17 protein-coding genes are annotated in these 16,799 nt (G+C 69.0%); 4 read left to right on the top strand and 13 right to left on the bottom strand.

The genetic code is table 11. The annotated features are described in order from the left end of the window. Window positions 1–9 precede the first annotated feature (9 nt). From AC3WJT_RS14805 to der, 3 genes are all read left to right on the top strand, one after another. Window positions 10–771 carry a tetratricopeptide repeat protein gene (locus tag AC3WJT_RS14805; RefSeq protein ID WP_492343903.1) on the top strand — a complete coding sequence of 254 codons (762 nt, stop codon included), beginning with the start codon at window positions 10–12 and terminating at the stop codon, window positions 769–771. Continuing rightward, on the top strand, window positions 768–2,138 hold the full coding sequence (locus AC3WJT_RS14800) for a PQQ-like beta-propeller repeat protein (protein ID WP_492343902.1): 1,371 nt from the start codon (window positions 768–770) through the stop codon (window positions 2,136–2,138). Before AC3WJT_RS14805 ends, AC3WJT_RS14800 begins: the two co-directional genes overlap by 4 nt. A gap of 113 nt (window positions 2,139–2,251) precedes the next feature. Continuing rightward, entirely contained in the window at window positions 2,252–3,913 is a 1,662-nt protein-coding gene (der, locus tag AC3WJT_RS14795; protein WP_492343901.1) for a ribosome biogenesis GTPase Der, read from the top strand. 111 nt (window positions 3,914–4,024) lie between these two features. Here der and AC3WJT_RS14790 read toward each other — a convergent pair whose 3' ends face one another. The 10 genes from AC3WJT_RS14790 to rpsF form a co-directional block, all read right to left on the bottom strand. After that, entirely contained in the window at window positions 4,025–4,777 is a 753-nt protein-coding gene (locus AC3WJT_RS14790; RefSeq protein ID WP_492343900.1) for an SDR family NAD(P)-dependent oxidoreductase, read from the bottom strand. Between the two features lie 9 nt (window positions 4,778–4,786). Next, window positions 4,787–5,785, bottom strand: coding sequence for a bile acid:sodium symporter family protein (locus AC3WJT_RS14785; RefSeq protein ID WP_492343899.1), 999 nt, complete (start codon window positions 5,783–5,785; stop codon window positions 4,787–4,789). After that, the gene (gene purF, locus AC3WJT_RS14780) at window positions 5,782–7,278 is read right to left on the bottom strand and encodes an amidophosphoribosyltransferase (protein ID WP_492343898.1); all 1,497 of its coding nucleotides are present in this window, start codon (window positions 7,276–7,278) and stop codon (window positions 5,782–5,784) included. Before purF ends, AC3WJT_RS14785 begins: the two co-directional genes overlap by 4 nt. Then, window positions 7,275–7,892: a CvpA family protein gene (locus AC3WJT_RS14775; RefSeq protein WP_492343897.1), complete on the bottom strand. Its 618-nt coding sequence runs from the start codon at window positions 7,890–7,892 to the stop codon at window positions 7,275–7,277. The genes purF and AC3WJT_RS14775 overlap by 4 nt, the downstream gene beginning before the upstream one ends. Continuing rightward, a complete protein-coding gene (gene radA, locus AC3WJT_RS14770; protein WP_492343896.1) occupies window positions 7,883–9,244 on the bottom strand; it encodes a DNA repair protein RadA in 1,362 nt (453 codons plus the stop codon). The genes AC3WJT_RS14775 and radA overlap by 10 nt, the downstream gene beginning before the upstream one ends. An 87-nt stretch (window positions 9,245–9,331) precedes the next feature. Beyond that, window positions 9,332–10,372, bottom strand: coding sequence for an alanine racemase (alr, locus tag AC3WJT_RS14765; protein ID WP_492343895.1), 1,041 nt, complete (start codon window positions 10,370–10,372; stop codon window positions 9,332–9,334). A 58-nt stretch (window positions 10,373–10,430) separates the two neighbouring features. Next, a complete protein-coding gene (locus AC3WJT_RS14760; RefSeq protein ID WP_492343894.1) occupies window positions 10,431–11,921 on the bottom strand; it encodes a replicative DNA helicase in 1,491 nt (496 codons plus the stop codon). A 182-nt stretch (window positions 11,922–12,103) separates the two neighbouring features. Continuing rightward, window positions 12,104–12,691 (bottom strand): 50S ribosomal protein L9, encoded by a 588-nt coding sequence (gene rplI / locus AC3WJT_RS14755; protein WP_492343893.1) that lies wholly within the window; start codon window positions 12,689–12,691, stop codon window positions 12,104–12,106. A 13-nt stretch (window positions 12,692–12,704) separates the two neighbouring features. Then, window positions 12,705–12,989, bottom strand: coding sequence for a 30S ribosomal protein S18 (rpsR, locus tag AC3WJT_RS14750; RefSeq protein WP_492343892.1), 285 nt, complete (start codon window positions 12,987–12,989; stop codon window positions 12,705–12,707). Window positions 12,990–13,003: 14 nt separating this feature from the next. Continuing rightward, window positions 13,004–13,399, bottom strand: coding sequence for a 30S ribosomal protein S6 (rpsF, locus tag AC3WJT_RS14745; protein WP_492343891.1), 396 nt, complete (start codon window positions 13,397–13,399; stop codon window positions 13,004–13,006). A 236-nt stretch (window positions 13,400–13,635) separates the two neighbouring features. Here rpsF and AC3WJT_RS14740 point away from each other — a divergent pair, with 236 nt between their 5' ends. Beyond that, window positions 13,636–14,166 carry a DUF2059 domain-containing protein gene (locus AC3WJT_RS14740; RefSeq protein WP_492343890.1) on the top strand — a complete coding sequence of 177 codons (531 nt, stop codon included), beginning with the start codon at window positions 13,636–13,638 and terminating at the stop codon, window positions 14,164–14,166. A gap of 4 nt (window positions 14,167–14,170) precedes the next feature. Here the strand turns inward: AC3WJT_RS14740 and AC3WJT_RS14735 are convergent, their stop codons facing one another. From AC3WJT_RS14735 to AC3WJT_RS14725, 3 genes are all read right to left on the bottom strand, one after another. Continuing rightward, a complete protein-coding gene (locus AC3WJT_RS14735; protein ID WP_492343889.1) occupies window positions 14,171–14,713 on the bottom strand; it encodes a peroxiredoxin in 543 nt (180 codons plus the stop codon). A 52-nt stretch (window positions 14,714–14,765) separates the two neighbouring features. After that, complete coding sequence (locus AC3WJT_RS14730) at window positions 14,766–15,713, bottom strand: hypothetical protein (RefSeq protein WP_492343888.1); 948 nt, start codon at window positions 15,711–15,713, stop codon at window positions 14,766–14,768. Window positions 15,714–15,841: 128 nt separating this feature from the next. Then, entirely contained in the window at window positions 15,842–16,798 is a 957-nt protein-coding gene (locus AC3WJT_RS14725; RefSeq protein WP_492343887.1) for a hypothetical protein, read from the bottom strand. Between the last annotated feature and the right edge of the window lies 1 nt (window position 16,799).

Below are 16,799 nucleotides of genomic sequence, written 5' to 3'. Positions count from 1 at the left end.
CGCCCGTTCGTGGTCGATGTTTTTGAAGAGGTCGAGGGCCAGATCCGCACCGAGCGGTACAGAGCCCTGGCGATGAAGGCCCTTCCCTGGGTGCTGGGTGTGGCCGCCGCGGCGCTGCTGGCGGCCCTCGCGTACTGGGGCTGGGACTCCTACAACCGCTCCAGGGCCGACAAGGCCTCCGAAACCTACATGGCCGCCCTTGAGGCGACCGCCGCAGGCGACCAGGCCGGCGGCTACGCCAAGCTCGGTGAAGTCGTGAACTCCGGCGCCCGTGGCTACAAGGGCCTGGCTCTGATGGCCCAGGGCGGCATGCGCATGGAAGCAGGCAAAACCGATGAGGCGGTGAAGCTGTGGGACGAGGCCGCGAAGGCCTCCACCGACCCCGTGCTCGGCGATCTGGCCCGCCTCAAATCCGCCTTGGCGCTTCTGGATACCGCTCCCTACAAGGACCTCGAGGGGAGGCTGACGCCGTTGATGGAAGAGAAGCGACCCTACCGCCTCCCGGCGCGTGAGGCCCTCGCCTTCGCCAAGGTGATGGCGGGCAAGACCGCCGAGGCCAAGGCTGACTTCACCTATCTGTCGCAGGTTCTCGGGGCCAGCGACGGCATGCGCCAGCGCGCGCAGGCCGCGCTCGCCCTGATCGACTCCGGTTCGGCCGGCGCCATTCCGGCCGCGGCCAAGGCCGCCGCCTTGCTGCCGCCGCCTCCGCCGCAAATGCCGGGGGGCCTGATGGGTCCCGGCGGCCCGCAAGCCCAGGGAATTCCGCAATGATCTCGCGTAACGTCGGCGTCGCCGTTCTTGTCGCCGGCGCCATGGCGCTTGGCGGCTGCTCCACCGTCAGCGCGGTCGGCGATGCGGCCGGCAAGCTGGTGCCGTCCTTCGGCAAGAAGGACAAACCCCAGGAAGTGGCCGGCGACGGTCGCCGCATTTCGATCATCGCCTTCGATCAGCGGATCGAGGCGGCCGAAGCGCTCAAGGGCGCTGACTTCTTCCTGCCCCCCGCGCTTCCGCAGACTGAATGGCCGCAACCGGGCGGCCTGGGCGAGCAGAACGTCGAGAACATCGAGGCGGCTCCGGCCTTCGAGATCGCCTGGCGGCGTGGCTTCGGCAAGGGCTCGGCCCGCTCGTTCCACATCACCACGGCTCCGATCGTCGCGGGCGGCCGGGTCTATGTGATGGACGCCGAGACCGATCTGGCCGCGATCGACGCCCAGACCGGCGCGATCATCTGGAAGAAGTCGGTCCGTCCGCGCGTCAAGCGTGACAAGGACGGCTTCGGCGGCGGCATCGCCTTCGCCGACGGCAAGCTCTACATTTCGTCCGGCTTCCGCATGGTCGCCCAGGTCGACGCCGCCACCGGCGAGGCCGGCTGGAAGCGGATGACCGACGCCCCGATCCACGGCGCCCCGGTCGTCACCCACGGCCGCATGTTCGTGGTCAGCACCGACAACGAACTGCTGACCTTCGACACCGCGACGGGCGCGCCCGGCTGGACCTTCCAGGCGCTGGTCGAGCCGGCGCGTATCCTGGCCTCGCCGAGCCCCGCCATCTCCGGCGACACCGTCGTTGCGGCGTTCGCGTCTGGCGAAGTCGTGGCCCTGCGCACGGCCAACGGCAACGACCTGTGGAACAACACCCTCTCCAAGGCCAGCCGCACCACGGCCCTGTCCGAGATCCGCGACGTGGCCGGCCGGCCGGTCATCCACCAGGGCGACGTCTATGCGGCCAGCCACGGCGGCATCTTCGCGGCGACCGATCTGCGCACCGGTCAGGCGCGCTGGTCGCTGCCCGTGGCGTCGATCGGCAGCCCCTGGGCCGCCGGCGACGTGGTCTATGTGATCTCCCAGGCGGGCGAAGTGATCTGCGCCTCGCGTGAGAGCGGTCAGGTCTACTGGATCAAGGACCTCAACGCCGGTCTGAAGAAGAGCAAGGACCGGGCCCTGTTCAGCGGCCCGGTGCTCGCGTCGGATCGTCTGGTCGTGCTGTCCAGCGACGGTCGCGCCATCGCCCTGAACCCCAAAACGGGTGAAGTTCTCAAGACGCTGAAGATCGGTTCCTCGCTGCTGACCGAGCCTGTGGCGGTCAACGGCATGATCTATCTGATCACCGACGACGGTGATCTGGTGGCGATCCGCTAGCAATTCGTGTTATGGGCGCGGCCCCGCAGGCCGCGCCCCTATTCCGCGTCAGGTCTGTTATCCTCTGACCGCGTTCCGTCCCGGAGCGCGGTCAATGTCGTTCAGAAGTCCGTATGCCCCTCAAACTCGCCATCGTCGGCAGGCCGAACGTCGGCAAGTCCACGCTGTTCAACCGGCTGGCGGGCAAGAAGCTCGCCATCGTCGATGACCGTCCCGGCGTCACCCGCGACCGCCGCTTCGCCAGCGGCAGCCTGGGCGACCTGGACCTGACCCTGATCGACACCGCCGGCTTCGAGGATGTCGACGACGACAGCCTGGAGGCGCGCATGCGCGCCCAGACCGAACTGGCGATCCAGGAAGCCGACGTGGTTCTGTTCCTGGTCGACGCCCGCGAGGGCATCACGCCGGGGGACGAAATCTTCGCCGGCATCCTGCGCCGCTATCAGCGGCCGGTGATCCTGGCCGCCAACAAGGCCGAAGGCCGCGCCGGCGACACCGGGATCGCCGAGGCCTGGTCGCTGGGCTTCGGCGAGCCGCTGGCCATCTCCGGCGAGCACGGCGAGGGCATGGCCGACCTCTACGCCCTGCTGGCGGGCTATGACGCCGAGATCGGCTTCCAGGAAGAGGATGACTCCTCCGACAAGCCGATCCTGATCGCCATCGTCGGCCGACCGAATGCCGGCAAGTCGACCCTGGTCAACCGCCTGATCGGCGAGGACCGCATGCTGACCGGCCCCGAAGCCGGCATCACGCGCGACGCCATCTCGGTCGAATGGGAATGGAACGACCGCAAGATCCGGCTGGTCGACACCGCCGGCCTGCGCCGCAAGGCCAAGGTGCAGGAGAAGCTGGAAAAGCTCTCCACCTCGGACTCGATCCGCGCGATCACCTTCGCCGAGGTCGTCCTGCTGGTGATGGACGCCACCCATCCGTTCGAGATCCAGGATCTGCAGATCGCCGACCTGGTCGAGCGGGAAGGGCGGGCCCTGGTCTTCGTGCTGGCCAAGTGGGACCTCGTCGAGGATCCGCAGGCGCGGCTGAAGGCCTTCCAGGAGCACGCCGAGCGCATGCTGCCGCAGGTGCGCGGCACGCCCGTCGTGGCGCTCTCGGCCGAGACCGGTCGCGGGGTCGAGCGGCTGATGCCGGCGCTGGCCAAGGTCTACGAGAACTGGTCGACCAAGGTGAAGACCCGCGACCTCAACGACTGGCTGGCCATGGCCATCCAGCGGCACCCGCCCCCCGCCGTCGGCGGCAAGCGGATCAAGCCGAAGTACATGGCCCAGACCAAGGCCCGTCCGCCGACGTTTGTGCTGTTCTCCAGCCGCGCCGAGCAGATGCCCGAGCAGTACCGCCGCTATCTCGTGAACTCGATGCGCGAGAGCTTCGACCTGCCCGGCGTGCCGATCCGCCTGACGCTGAAGAGCAACAAGAACCCTTATGCGGAAGGCGAGGCCAAGGGCGGCGCGCCGTCCTACCAGTCGGGCGGGCTGATCAAGAAGGAAAAGGCCATGGCGCTCGCCGCCGAGGCCAAGGCCGCCCGCGCCGAGGAGGTCGCCAACGCCGAGGCTGGGGTCGAAAAGCCCAAGCCGGTGAAGAAGACCGTCGTCAAGCTGACCGGGGTCAAGGCCGCCAAGGCCCGCGCCGCGGTGGCCCTGAAATTCACCAAGGCCAAGGGCGCCAAGGGCTCGCGCCCGGGCATCCAGAAGCTGCGCGGCGGCGGCTCCGTGAAGGGTCGTCCGCCGAGGCCGTCGACGCGGACCGGGAAGAAGAGCTGAGTTGAGATCCTCCCCATCGGGGGAGGTGGCCCGAAGGGCCGGAGGGGGTCACCCGAAATCTGAGCGGACCCCCTCAGTCGGCTTCGCCGACAGCTCCTCCGATGGGGAGCATCACCCGTTCGCCGGCAACCTTCCGCCCGCCGCCTTCCAGTCGCTGAACACCACAGAAGCCGTCGGCTGACCGAGGTCCGCCTGCGCCAGCTGCACGATCAGCGGCGCGATCTCGGCCGGGTCCGTGACCGTGGCCGGATCCTCGCCGGGATAGGCCTCGGCGCGCATCCTTGTCCGCATCGAATTGGGGTCGAGCAGGACGGCGCGCACGGAGGTGGACTCGAGCTCGTCGGCCCAGCAGCGCACCAGCGCCTCCATCCCCGCCTTGGTGGCCGCGTAGGCCCCCCAGAAGGCCTTGGGACGCTGCACCCTGCCGGTGGTCAGGAAGATCGCCCGACCGGCGTCAGAGGCCCTCAGCAGCGGCTCGAAGGACCGGATCAGCCGCCAGCTCGCCGTCAGGTTCACCGCGACGGCCTCGTCCCAGCGCTTCAGGTCGATATGGCCGGTCGGGGTGATGCCCCCGAGCACGGCCGCCGAATGGACCAGGATGTCCAGCCGGCCCCAGCGCTCGAAGATGTGCGCGCCCAGCGGGTCGAGCCCTTCGGGAGCCTTCAGGTCGATCGGCACGAGCGTCGCATGCTGGCCGGTCTCGGCGAAAATGGCATCGTCGAGCGCTTCCAGCGCGCCCTGGGTGCGGCCCAGCGCAATGACGTGGGCGCCGGCGCGGGCGAGGCCCAGCGCGGCCTGATAGCCGATGCCGCGGGTCGCGCCCGTGACCAGGGCGACGCGGTCCTTGAGAGGGAGGGAGTCCATGCGGGGCTTCTAGCCGCTCGTCGTCGGTTCTTGAACCCTCGCCGCATACCTTTGCGCGATCACGGCGCAGGCCATCAGCTGGATCTGGTGAAACAGCATCACCGGCAGGACGATGAAGCCGACGCTGGCGGCAGGGAAGAGAATGCTGGCCATGGGCACGCCGGTGGCCAGGCCCTTCTTGGAGCCACAGAAGACGGTCACGATCTCGTCCTCGGTCGAGAACTTCAAGGCCCGGGCCGCCATCAGCGTCGCCGCGAGAACCACCGCCAGCAGCACCACGCAGATCGCCAGAAGCACAGCAAGCTCCAGCCCGCTGACCTGCTTCCAGAGGCCACCCACGACCGCTGCGCTGAACGCGCCGTAGACCACCAGCAGGATCGAGCCGCGGTCAGTGTAGCTGACCAGTTTCGCATGCCGCGCGACCCAGCCGCCGACGAACGGCCGGGCCAGCTGACCGAACGCGAACGGCAGCAGGATCTGCACCGCGACGTCCTGCACGGCCTTCAGCGACAGGCCGCCCGTCTGGGTGTGCAGGAAGACGCCGACCAGCACAGGCGTCAGCACCACGCCGATCAGGTTCGAGGTCGAGGCCGCCACGACGGCCGCGGCGACGTTGCCGCGCGCCTGCGATGTGAAGGCGATCGAGGACTGCACGGTGGAGGGCAGCAGGCAGAGGTACAGCACCCCCGCCGCCAACTGCGCCGGGAGCAGGCTCTCGGGCAACTGCACGAACAGCAATCCCAGCAGCGGAAACAGCACGAAGGTCGAGGCCAGCACCGTCAGGTGCAGTCGCCAGTGGACCAGCCCGGCCACCACCGCCTCGCGCGGCAGACGCGCGCCATGCAGGAAGAACAGCAGCGCGATGGCCGCCTTGGTCAGCCAGCCGAACCAGACGGCCCCCTGGCCATGCACAGGCAGGACGCTGGCGATCACGACCATCAGCAGGATGGCGATGATGTAGGGGTCGGGCTTGAGGCTCTTCAGCCAGCCCGCGCCCGTCTGACTCACGCGCTCACCAGGAACGACAGCTGCCGGCCGCTGTCGTGGCCGCCCTCGGCGATCTCGCGATCCAGCAGGCGGGTCGGGTAGTCGCCGGTGAAATAGTGGTCTGTGAACTGCGGGCAGGCCGGATTGCGCGGCCCTGCCTCCAGCGCCCAGTAGAGCCCCTCGACCGACAGGAAGCCCAGGCTGTCGACTTCGAGGAAGGCAGTCATCTCGGCCAGCGACTTGCGCGCCGCCAGCAACTTGTCCCGGTCGGGCATGTCGATGCCGTAGAAATCCGGCCACATGATTGGCGGGCTGGCCGAGCGCAGGTGGACTTCAGTCGCCCCGGCCTCGCGGACCATGCGCACGATCTTGCGGCTGGTGGTGCCGCGGACGATCGAGTCGTCGATCAGGACCACGCGCTTGCCCTCGAGCACCGCGCGGTTGGGGCTGTGCTTCATGCGCACGCCGAGCTCGCGCACGCCCTGGGTCGGCTGGATGAAGGTGCGGCCGATGAAGTGGCTGCGGATGATGCCCAGTTCGTAGGGGATGCCGCTGGCCTTGGCGTAGCCGAGAGCGGCGGGAACGCCGCTGTCGGGCACCGGGACGACCACATCGGCGGTGCAGGGCGTCTCTTCCGCCAGCCGCATGCCCATGCGCTTGCGCACGTCATAGACCGAGCGGCCGTTCACGACGCTGTCGGGGCGAGCGAAGTAGACGTACTCGAAAACGCAGGGCCGCGCCTCGCCGGTCTGGAACGGCTTGAGGCTTTCCACGCCGGTTTCCGAAATGACCACCATCTCGCCGTGCTCGACGTCACGCACGAAGCGGGCGCCGATCATGTCCAGCGCGCAGGTCTCCGAGGCCAGGATCGGCTTGCCGTCGAGGTCGCCGAGCACCAGCGGCCGGATGCCGAGCGGATCGCGCACGCCGATCAGCTTCTTGTTGGTCAGGGCCACCAGGGCGTAGCCGCCCTCGATCTGGCTGATGGCGTCGATGAAGCGGTCGACGACGCGGGCCTTCCGCGAGCGGGCGATCAGGTGGAGAATCACCTCGCTGTCCGAAGTCGACTGGAAGATGGCTCCGTCAGAGACCAGCTGCTCGCGGAGGGTCAGGAAATTGGTCAGGTTGCCGTTGTGGGCCAGGGCGACGCCGCCGGCCTCGAGATCGGCGAACATCGGCTGGACGTTGCGGATGCCGCTGCCGCCTGCCGTGGCGTAGCGGGTGTGGCCGATGGCGTAGGTGCCCGGCAGGCGGTCCACCAGGTCGGCGCCGGTGAAGGCCTCGCCGACGTGGCCGAGGTGGCGTTCGGTGGTGAAACTCTGGCCGTCGAAGGCGGCGATGCCGCAGGCTTCCTGACCGCGATGCTGCAGGGCGTGCAGGCCCAGGGCCACCACGGCGGCCGCGTCGCTGACGTCAAAGACGCCGAAGACGCCGCACTCGAGCCGCAGCGTGTCGTCGTCCGGATCGCGGGCGGGAGGCTGCACCTGTCGGTCGCTGGTCCGGCTAGCGGTCATCGCGTTTTCTCCACCAGATCGTCCACGGCGTCGCGTTCGTCGGCCTCATACCCTTTTTCTCCGGGCTTGGGCGCCATAACACCGTCACGAACCGCCTTTTCCACACGCGGCGCCACGGTCTGGGCCACCGCGAAGCCGTTCGGGGCGAAGGCCTTGAGCACGCGGCCGGATGCATCGGCCAGCGGATAAAACAGCCCGTTCGTCACCCAGCGCGGCGCGGTCTCCGCGGGCGTGGCCATGTTGAACAGCAGACTGAACCCGCCCAGCAACACAAGCGCGCGGACCAGGCCAAAGCCGGTGCCGACGGCCCGGTCGAGCATGCCCATGGCCTGCGTCTCGCGAACCTGTCGCTCAAGGGTCGAGCCCAGCAGCCTGAGCGCGATGTAGGCGAGCCCGAACACGAACAGCAGGGCAATGGCGACGCCGGCCCAGTCCGGATCGATGAGCGATCTGCCGAGCGGCGCTGTGAACCGCAGGCAGACGATCGCCAGGATCACCGCCAGCAGGAAGGCAAGCACCGTCATCAGTTCCTTGGTCGCGCCGCGCGTGAAGCCGATGATCGCCGAGACCAGCAGCAGCGGTCCGGCGATAAAGTCGAACTGGGTCAGTTCCATCGCTGCTCTCCGATCCGGGTCACCGCGTCGACCAGTCGGGACACGCCCGTGACCGCCAGGCTGTCGCCGGCGCCCATCGGGGCGAGGGCGCGTCTGAAGCCCAGCTTCGCGGCCTCCTTGAGGCGGGTCTCGGCGCGACCAACAGGGCGCACCTCGCCTGACAGGCTGACCTCGCCAAACACCACGCAGTCTTGCGGCAGGGCCTCGTCGAGCGCCGAAGAGGCCAGGGCCGCCGCCGCCGCGAGGTCCGCCGCCGGCTCGGTGATCCGCAGCCCGCCGGCGACGTTCAGGTAGACGTCCTTGTTGCCGAAGGCGAGACCGCAGCGCGACTCCAGCACCGCCAGCACCATGGCCAGACGGCCCGTATCCCAGCCAACGACCGCCCGGCGGGGCGTGCCGTAGGCCGACGGCGCCACCAGCGCCTGAAACTCCACCAGCACCGGGCGCGAGCCCTCGATGCCGGCGAACACCGCCGCGCCGGCGGCGCGCTCTCCGCCCTCGTTGAGGAACAGGGCCGAGGGGTTGATCACCTGGCTGAGGCCCGCGTCGCCCATCTCGAACACGCCGATCTCGTCGGTCGCGCCGAAGCGGTTCTTGGCCCCGCGCAGGATGCGGAACGGATAGCCCCGCTCACCCTCGAAGCTGAGCACCGCATCGACCATGTGTTCCACAACGCGCGGACCGGCGATCTGGCCGTCCTTGGTCACGTGCCCCACGAGGATCACGGCCACGCCGCGCTTCTTGGCCAGCCGCACGAGTTCGGACGCGCAGTTGCGCACCTGGGTGACCGAGCCGGGGCCGGCCTCATGGGCGTCGCTCCACATGGTCTGGATCGAGTCGATCACGACCAGATCGAAGTGCTCCTTCTTCAGCCCGTCCATGATGTCGCGCAGGGCCGTCTCGGCGGCCAGCTTCACCGGGGCGTGGGCCAGGCCCATGCGGGCGGCGCGGCCGCGCACCTGTTCGACGGCCTCTTCGCCAGAGATGTAGGCGCAGGCCACGCCACGCAGGGACGCCTGGGCGACCACCTGCAGCATCAGCGTCGACTTGCCGACGCCGGGGTCGCCGCCGATCAGGATGGCGCTGCCGGGCACCACGCCGCCGCCGCAGACGCGGTCGAACTCGTCGACGCCGGTGGCGATGCGCGGCGGGGCAGGGGTGTCGCTCTGGAGGCCCTCGAACGCCAGGCCGCGCGTCTTGGTCGCCTTGCTTGCCGCCATCGAGCCCGGCGCGCGGGAGGTGACCTCTTCAACCAGGCTGTTCCAGGCGTTGCAGGCCGGGCACTGACCCGCCCACTTGGACTGCGCCGCGCCGCAGGACTGGCAGACATAGACGGCGCCGTCGCGGGCCATGCGGACTCCTGATTCGGGGGCAGGCGTCACAATAGCGACTTCCGCGCAGATCCGCGCGGGCGTTCTTCATTCGTTCGCGGATCGCTGTTACGGTCGGCCGACGAAGCGGCGCTCGGCGCGCGTCGAAAGCCGGGTCAGCAGCTCATAGGCCGTCGTCCCGGCCGCCTTCGCCGCGTCGTCGACCGGCAGGTTCGCGCCGACCAGTTCGACCATCTCGCCCGGCTTGGCCGTTTTGCAGCCGGTCAGGTCGACGGCGATCATGTCCATGGAAATCCGTCCGACCATTCGCCGAAGCGCGCCCTCGAACCAGACCAGGCCGCCCGGATGCGCCGACCATGGCACGCCGTCGGCATAGCCGGCCGCGAGGATGCCGACGGTCAGGTCGCGCTCGGCGGTGAAGGCGCGGGCGTAGCCGATCGACTCTCCGGCCGGGACCTGGCGCATCTGCAGGATGGCGGCCTCCAGGGTGACGACGGTCGAGATCCGCGCGTCGGGCCGGTCGTGCGGCCCCCCGCCGAACAGGCTGATCCCCGGCCGGACCTGATCGAAGGCGTAGTCGCGCCCGAGAAAGATGCCGCCGGAACTGGCGAGGCTGGCCGGCGCCTGCGGGAACAACGCGCGGACGGCGCGGAAGCGCTCCAGTTGCAGGGCGTTCATCGGGTCGGCCGGCTTCCCGGCGCAGGCCAGGTGGCTCATCACCAGCACGACGTCCGGCCGGCTCGTCAGCGTGGCGGCCTCGGCGGCGGAGAGGCCCAGCCGGTTCATGCCGGTATCGATGTGGATCGCCGCGGCGCCGTCCCAGGCCGCGGCCTGGTCCAGGCTGTTGATCACCGGCGTCAGCCGGGCCGCATGCAGGCGGTTCTGCGATCCCGGCGTCGGGCCGTCCAGCACGTAGATCGTCGCCGGCCGCTCGCCCAGCGCCGCGCGCAAGGTCTCGCCCTCGGTCAGCCGCGCGACGTGAAAGCTGCGCGCGCCCTCGTCCCAGAGCCGCAGAGCGGCCTCCGACGCGCCCACGCCGTAGCCGTCCGCCTTGATCGCCGGCGCCGCCTCCACGCCCGCCGTATCGCGCAGGACCGCATAGTTGCGGGCGAGCGCGTCCAGATCGAGGGTCAGGCGGGTGACGGTCATCCGCTGCGGCTAAGCGGCTGATGGTGACGGGTCAAGCGCTACGCGGGGAGGAAGGACGTCAACGCACGTCGAACCGGCCCTCGCGGGCGAGGTTGCCGAACTTGGTGGTGTCGCCGTGGAAGTGCAGCTTCACCGTGCCGATCGGACCGTGACGCTGCTTGCCGATGATCACTTCGGCGACGTTGTTGATCTTCTCGAGGTCTTCCTGCCAGGTCATGTGCTCGGGCGTACCCTCGCGCGGCTCGGCGCGGCTCAGGTAATAGGCTTCGCGATAGACGAACATGACCACGTCGGCGTCCTGCTCGATCGAGCCCGATTCCCGCAGGTCTGACAGCTGCGGCCGCTTGTCCTCGCGGTTCTCGACCTGGCGCGAGAGCTGGGAGAGGGCGATGACCGGCACGCCGAGATCCTTGGCGAGGGCCTTGAGGCCGCCGGTGATGGCCGAAACCTCCTGCACCCGGTTGCCCTCCTTGCCCCCGGCGTCGGTGGTCACCAGCTGCAGGTAGTCGACCACGATCAGGTCGAGGCCGTGCTGGCGCTTCAGGCGACGGGCGCGGGCGGTCAGCTTGGAGATCGACAGGCCGCCGGTGGCGTCGATGAACAGCGGCGCTTCCTGCACCTCGATGGCCCCGTCGCGGACGCGGCCGAACTCGCTGGCGTCGATCTCGCCCTTGCGCAGGCGGTCGGAGGAGACGCCGGACACGTCGGCGAGCAGACGCATGGCCAGCTGCTCGGCGCTCATTTCCAGCGAGAAGAAGGCCACGACCCCGCCGTTGACCGTCTTGCGCGTGCCGTCCGGCTGCGGCTCCCAGGCGTAGGCGCGGGCCACGCTGAACGCGATGTTGGTCGCCAGGGCTGTTTTGCCCATCGACGGACGGCCGGCGAGGATCAGCAGGTCCGACGGGTGCAGGCCGCCCAGTTGCTTGTCGAGGTCGGTCAGGCCGGTCGAGACGCCGGCCAGGCCGCCGTCGCGGCTGTAGGCCTCGGCGGCCATCTGGACGGCCCCGGTCAGGGCGTCGGCGAAGTTGACGAAGCCGGTCGAGGAGGTGCCGCTTTCGGCCAGGGTGTAGAGCTTCTGTTCGGCGGCCTCGATCTGGTCGCGGGCCGAAATCTCGGCGTCGTGGGCCTGGGCCTCGACGGTGATCTCGCCGCCGATGCGGATCAGGTCCCGGCGCAGCGCAAGGTCGTAGATGGCGCGGGCGTAGTCGGGCGCATTCGCCGCCGGCGGCGCGCGGTCGACGAGGTCGGCCAGATAGCGCAGACCGCCCAGCTCCTCGAACGCCGGATCGCGCTTGAACTCGTCGGCCAGCAGGATCGGCTCGGCCAGCTGGCCCTTGCGGATGTGGCTCTCCAGCGCCGCGAACAGGCGCTGGTGGAACGGTTCGTAGAAGTGGCGCGCCGTCAGCCGGTCGCTCAGCCGCTCGTAGGCGGCGTTGTCGTACAGCAGCGCGCCCAGCAGCGCCTGTTCCGCCTCGATGTTCGACGGCGCGACGGCGAGCGGGGCGTCGTGGGAAACCGGACGAAGGTCGAGAGCGGGAACGAGAGCCATGCGCCTAGTTAACGAATGTGATTTGCGCGCGCGCGGACCGATCCGTCGCACCCGCGATTCATCTGTGAGGTTCCATGTATGTTCGCACAGTCGCCGGGACTGAGCGGCTCACATTCGCGGCACGAAAAAGGGCGGCCCGGAAATCCGGACCGCCCTGATTGTCTTCGTGGTGCGGAAGCGACCTAGCGGTCGTCGCCGAAGCCGCCGTCGTGCGAACCGGCGCCGCCCTCGACCATGTCGGCCGCCGACTCGGCCGCCAGGGCCGCGTCTTCGTCGAACTGCGAGGTGATGACGTTTTCGCCCTTGGCCTGACGCTCGGCCTCGTCCGCGGAGCGGGCGATGTTGATGTTCACCGTGACGGTGACTTCAGCGTGCAGCTTCACCTTCACCGGGTGAACGCCCAGGGTCTTGATCGGCTTGTCGAGGATGACCATCGACCGGTCGATCTTGCCGCCGGCCGCATTGACCATGTCGGAGACGTCGCGGCCCGAGACCGAACCGTACAGCTGGCCGGTTTCGCCCGCCTGACGGATCAGGATGTAGGACGTGCCGTCCAGGGCCGTACCGGCTTCACCGGCGGCGTCCTTGGCCTTGGCGTTGCGCACTTCGATCTCGGCGCGCTGGGCGTCGAAGACCTTCATGTTGGCCGAGGTGGCCCGCAGCGCCTTGTGGCGGGGCAGGAGGTAGTTGCGCGCGAAGCCGTCCTTGACGGTGACGATGTCGCCGAGGGCGCCGCGGCCCTCTACGCGTTCGAGCAGGATAACTTTCATCGGTCCGGTTCCCTTACTTCACGACGTAGGGGAGCAGGGCGAGGAAGCGGGCGCGCTTGATGGCGCGGGCCAGCTCACGCTGCTTCTTGGCCGAGACGGCGGTGATGCGCGAGGGGACGATCTTGCCCCGCTCGGAGACGTAACGCTGCAGCAGCTTGACGTCCTTGTAGTCGATCTTCGGCGCGCCGGCGCCCGAGAACGGGCAAACCTTGCGGCGGCGGTAGAACGGGCGGCGGGCGCCGGCGGCGGCCGGCGCGGCGGGGGCTTCAGCGCCCGAGTCGATATCAGTGTCGCTCATGATCTTTTTCTCCCTTACGCTGCGGCGAAGTCGTCACGGGGACGATCGCCACGTTCAGGGCGTTCGGGGCGGTCGCTGCGATCGCGATCGCGGCGGGCGAGAACCGGGGACAGTTCCAGGTCGAGTTCCTCGACGCGGACGGTCATGTAGCGCAGCACGTCTTCGTTGATCGACAACTGGCGTTCCATTTCCTTCACGGCCGGCGCCGGAGCGTCGATGGCCATCAGGGAATAGTGACCCTTGCGGTTCTTCTTGATGCGGTAGGTGAGGTTACGCAGGCCCCAGTACTCGATCTTGGCGATGTGACCGCCGAGACCTTCGATGATGGCCTTCATGTCCTCGTTGAGTTGCTCAGCCTGTTGGGGCGAGATGTCCTGGCGTGCGATAAGCACGTGTTCGTAAAGCGCCATGTTTTCCTTCTTCCTTGTGGAAGGCGGCGCAACCTCGGGCGGAAGATCCCGGGGTCACGATGGGTCTGTTCGCGGCGGCCGGGAGTTTCCCGACCTGAAAGGCTCCGCGAGAGACCGCCTTCCGTGAAAGGGCGCGCTAATAGGTCAGATTGGCCGCAAAGGCAAGCGCGGCGAGGGATTGAAGTCCGCGCGAAGGTTGTGTCAGCCTGCCGGCGTATTCTGGGGGAGTAAGCACCATGATCCGGACCGTCAGCGCGCTGCTGTGCGCCGCCGCCATCCTGCAGCCCGTGTCGTCGAGGGCCGTCGCGGCGGAAAAGGCGCCGCCGTCCGCGCGGGCGCTCGAGTGCGCGCAACGCTACAGCGACGCAATGCACATGAAAGACACCATGGTCGGGATGATCAACGGCATGCTGCCCTCGATGATCGAGCAGGAGCGACGCCGGACCGGCGCCACCCTGACGGCCGAGCAGAAGCGGCTGATGAGCGAAGCGGTCACCGAAGGCATCGCGGCGATGGTTCCGGAGATGATGGAGACGATCACGCCTCTGATGGCCGCGTCCTTCACCGAGAGCGAACTGTGCGGCCTGGCGGACTTCTACGGCAGCAAGGACGGCCAGAGCATCGTCGCCAAGATGCCCGCCTTCTCCGCCGCGTCGGCGGTCGCGATGCAGGGGATGGTCCCGCGCCTGCAGCGCGACATGGAAGCGCGCATCTGCCGCAAGATGGGCTGCGACGCGGCGAAAAAGCCGGCGGCGCAGGCGTCCTGAGGCGCTACTTCGGGTTGGCCTTGCGCCAGGCGGCGACCGCCGCCTTGGCCTTGGCGATGTGCGACAGCGGGTCGGTCAGGGCGGTGTAGGCCAGAATGATCTTTCCGTCGGGCGCGATGACGTAGGTCACCCGGTCCGAGAGATCGGGCTTGAACGCCAGGACGGCGTCATAGGCCTTGATGGTCTCCTTGCTCACCCCGGCCACCGGGAAGGCGTCGCGGCACTCTTCCTTGGAGAACTTGGCCAGATCCTCGACCCGTCCCGCGGTGACGCCGATGACGCTGGCGCCCATGGCGGCGAACTCAGGCGTGGCGACGGCGAACTCATGGGCCTCGACCGTACAGCCCGACGTGTAGGCCGAGGGGAAGAAGTAGAGCACCACGACCTTGCCCGTCCTGAGCGTGCTCGAAAGCTTGAACGGCGCGGGCTGGCCGCCCTTGAAGGCGGTTGTCGTGAAGTCCGGCGCCTGCGCGCCGACCTTGAGGGCGGCGAAGGCGGGCGCGGCGAGGAGGCTCAGGGCGATGACGGCGGCGGCGAGGCGTTTCATGGCGGGTCTCCCGAATGCGCAGACAGTTAGACCGTCCCGCGCCGGCGTCCAGTCACGGCGTGCGCACGAGCCGCTCGCCGTCCCAGCGCCAGACCACGCGAATGCAGCCGGTTCCGTCAAACGAGCAGTCCGGGCCTTCGAACGTGATGACGCGGGCGGCCGCGCCCAGTTCGATCCCCCAACGCGGCTGCAGCTCGTCAAAGGCGACGCTGAAGGTCCCGTCCTGGCGGCTGACCAGAATCGTCAGCGGCAGAGACGGTGTGTCGCGACCGGTCTCGCCCATCGCGCAGGAACTGTAGGCCGTGCCGATCACCCAGTCCCGGACGCCGTCGCCATTGAGATCGGGCAGGTCATTGTAGCTGCCGGCCTCGTCCCGAAGTTCGCCGCCGACTGCCGTGCAGATCGCCTTGAACCGGTTGATCTGCACGAAGGCTTCGGGCGGGGCGGCCGCGGCCGGCGTGACGATGACCGACGCGGGCCCCGCTTCCAGCCAGGTCCCGCCCTTGCGGTTGATCCGCTCGATGAACCGCTGCAGGCGGGGATCCCAGACGTAGCGGCGATCGCATTCCTGGGCGCCGTAACCGCCGCAGGTCGTGCCGTGAAAGTCGACGTCCAGCACGCGCTCGCCCTTGACCCGCCGCAGCGCGAACTCACGCACATTGGTGTCGAACGCCAGGATATAGCCGCCGCCCCGGCGCGAGACCCAGACCTGCTGCTGGCAGCCGCCCGTGCCGCAGAAGAACGAGGCGTTCTCGGCCCGTTCGAAATCGACCCGCCAGTCAGGCGCGCCGTCTCCGTTGACGTCGACCTTCCGGAACATCCGCGCCGGGGCGACGAACACCGGCGCCGGCCCAGGCGCCTCCTCGTCGACCGTGGCCTGCATGGATGCGTTGTAGAGGACGTTGACCGCCTCGCGGACTTCCGCCGGAACGGACGGGGCGGCCGTCGCCGCGCCGGTCAGCAGAAGCGCGACAACCGCGCCGAGGATCACGCGTTTCAAGATCACACCTGTCAGGCAGCCGTTCCGGCCCGGACGCCGGCGTCGATCGCCAGCGTCGGCACCGTCCGACGCCGGGCAGCTCTGCTCAACCCCTGATCGGGGGGCAGGCAGCCGGTCCGCTGTGTCGATCAGGGGAGGTCGGGCGCCTTGCTGACAAGGGCCGCGCCGTCCCAGCGCCAGCGGGTCCGCTGGCAGTCCTTGCCGTTCAGACCGCAGTCTTCGGCGCCCTGGAGCGTCACGAAGGCCGCCGTGCCGCCGGCCAGGTCGAGACCCCAGACCGGGCTGTGATCGTCGAACGCGCGGACGAAGCCGGCGGGCGTGCTGACGAAGACCTCGGTCGTGAAGTCCGGCGCATTGTCCGGCGCCGCTTCGGTGAAGGCGCAGCTGTCGTAGCCGCCGCCGACGACCCAGTCCCGCACGCCGTCACGGTTCAGGTCGGCGACATCGGTCACGTAGGCGTCAGAGAAGGGGTAACCGCCGCCGACGGCCTCACAGGCTTTGGTCTTGGCGGCGACGGCGGCTCTTACCGGCGCCGGCAGCCAGGTTTCGGCCATGATGACCGGGCGGGCGGGTCCGCCGATCAGGAAGGTCTGACCATTCTGCGCCGGTCGTTCGAGGAACCGGGCGGCGGTCCCGTTCCAGCCGTAGCTGCGCGGGCAGGCGTCGACGCCGAAGCCGCTGCAGGTCGAGCCGTGGAAATCCACGTCCAGAACAGTCTGCCCCTTGGTGCGGCGCAGCTTGAACTGGCGCACGGTGTTGTCGAACACCAGATCGTAGCCGCCCTCGGGCGTCGAGACGTAGATGCGCTGGCGGCAGCCGCCCGTGCCGCAGAAGTAGGACGCGTTGGGGGACTTGCTGAAGTCGATGCGCCAGTCCGCCAGTCCGTCGTTGTTGATATCGACGCGGTGAAACATCGCGCCCGACGGCTCGGGCCGCGGCGGATCCCCGGCCTCGACAGGGCCCATGGCCGCGGCGATCTCGGCCTTGACCGCCTCGCGCAGCGCCTCGGGCGGCTGCGCCGCCGCAAAGACGGCGCCGGACGAGACAAGCGCGGCGATCAGGCCAAAGACGATACGACGGGACATA

Source organism: Caulobacter sp. FW305-C-30-S16, assembly GCF_058783025.1.
Note: the sequence above shows the minus strand (reverse complement) of the source record. Positions and strands in the feature narration are given on the sequence as shown.

What these genes read in the sequence shown, in the direction of transcription:
- rpsF (WP_492343891.1), bottom strand. Translation starts at nt 13,399, where the DNA reads ATGGCGCTTTACGAACACGTGCTTATCGCACGCCAGGACATCTCGCCC.
- AC3WJT_RS14760 (WP_492343894.1), bottom strand. Translation starts at nt 11,921, where the DNA reads ATGGCTCTCGTTCCCGCTCTCGACCTTCGTCCGGTTTCCCACGACGCC.
- rpsR (WP_492343892.1), bottom strand. Translation starts at nt 12,989, where the DNA reads ATGAGCGACACTGATATCGACTCGGGCGCTGAAGCCCCCGCCGCGCCG.
- alr (WP_492343895.1), bottom strand. Translation starts at nt 10,372, where the DNA reads ATGACCGTCACCCGCCTGACCCTCGATCTGGACGCGCTCGCCCGCAAC.
- radA (WP_492343896.1), bottom strand. Translation starts at nt 9,244, where the DNA reads ATGGCCCGCGACGGCGCCGTCTATGTCTGCCAGTCCTGCGGCGCGGCG.
- AC3WJT_RS14725 (WP_492343887.1), bottom strand. Translation starts at nt 16,798, where the DNA reads ATGTCCCGTCGTATCGTCTTTGGCCTGATCGCCGCGCTTGTCTCGTCC.
- AC3WJT_RS14735 (WP_492343889.1), bottom strand. Translation starts at nt 14,713, where the DNA reads ATGAAACGCCTCGCCGCCGCCGTCATCGCCCTGAGCCTCCTCGCCGCG.
- der (WP_492343901.1), top strand. Translation starts at nt 2,252, where the DNA reads ATGCCCCTCAAACTCGCCATCGTCGGCAGGCCGAACGTCGGCAAGTCC.
- AC3WJT_RS14800 (WP_492343902.1), top strand. Translation starts at nt 768, where the DNA reads ATGATCTCGCGTAACGTCGGCGTCGCCGTTCTTGTCGCCGGCGCCATG.
- AC3WJT_RS14740 (WP_492343890.1), top strand. Translation starts at nt 13,636, where the DNA reads ATGATCCGGACCGTCAGCGCGCTGCTGTGCGCCGCCGCCATCCTGCAG.
- AC3WJT_RS14775 (WP_492343897.1), bottom strand. Translation starts at nt 7,892, where the DNA reads ATGGAACTGACCCAGTTCGACTTTATCGCCGGACCGCTGCTGCTGGTC.
- AC3WJT_RS14790 (WP_492343900.1), bottom strand. Translation starts at nt 4,777, where the DNA reads ATGGACTCCCTCCCTCTCAAGGACCGCGTCGCCCTGGTCACGGGCGCG.
- purF (WP_492343898.1), bottom strand. Translation starts at nt 7,278, where the DNA reads ATGACCGCTAGCCGGACCAGCGACCGACAGGTGCAGCCTCCCGCCCGC.
- rplI (WP_492343893.1), bottom strand. Translation starts at nt 12,691, where the DNA reads ATGAAAGTTATCCTGCTCGAACGCGTAGAGGGCCGCGGCGCCCTCGGC.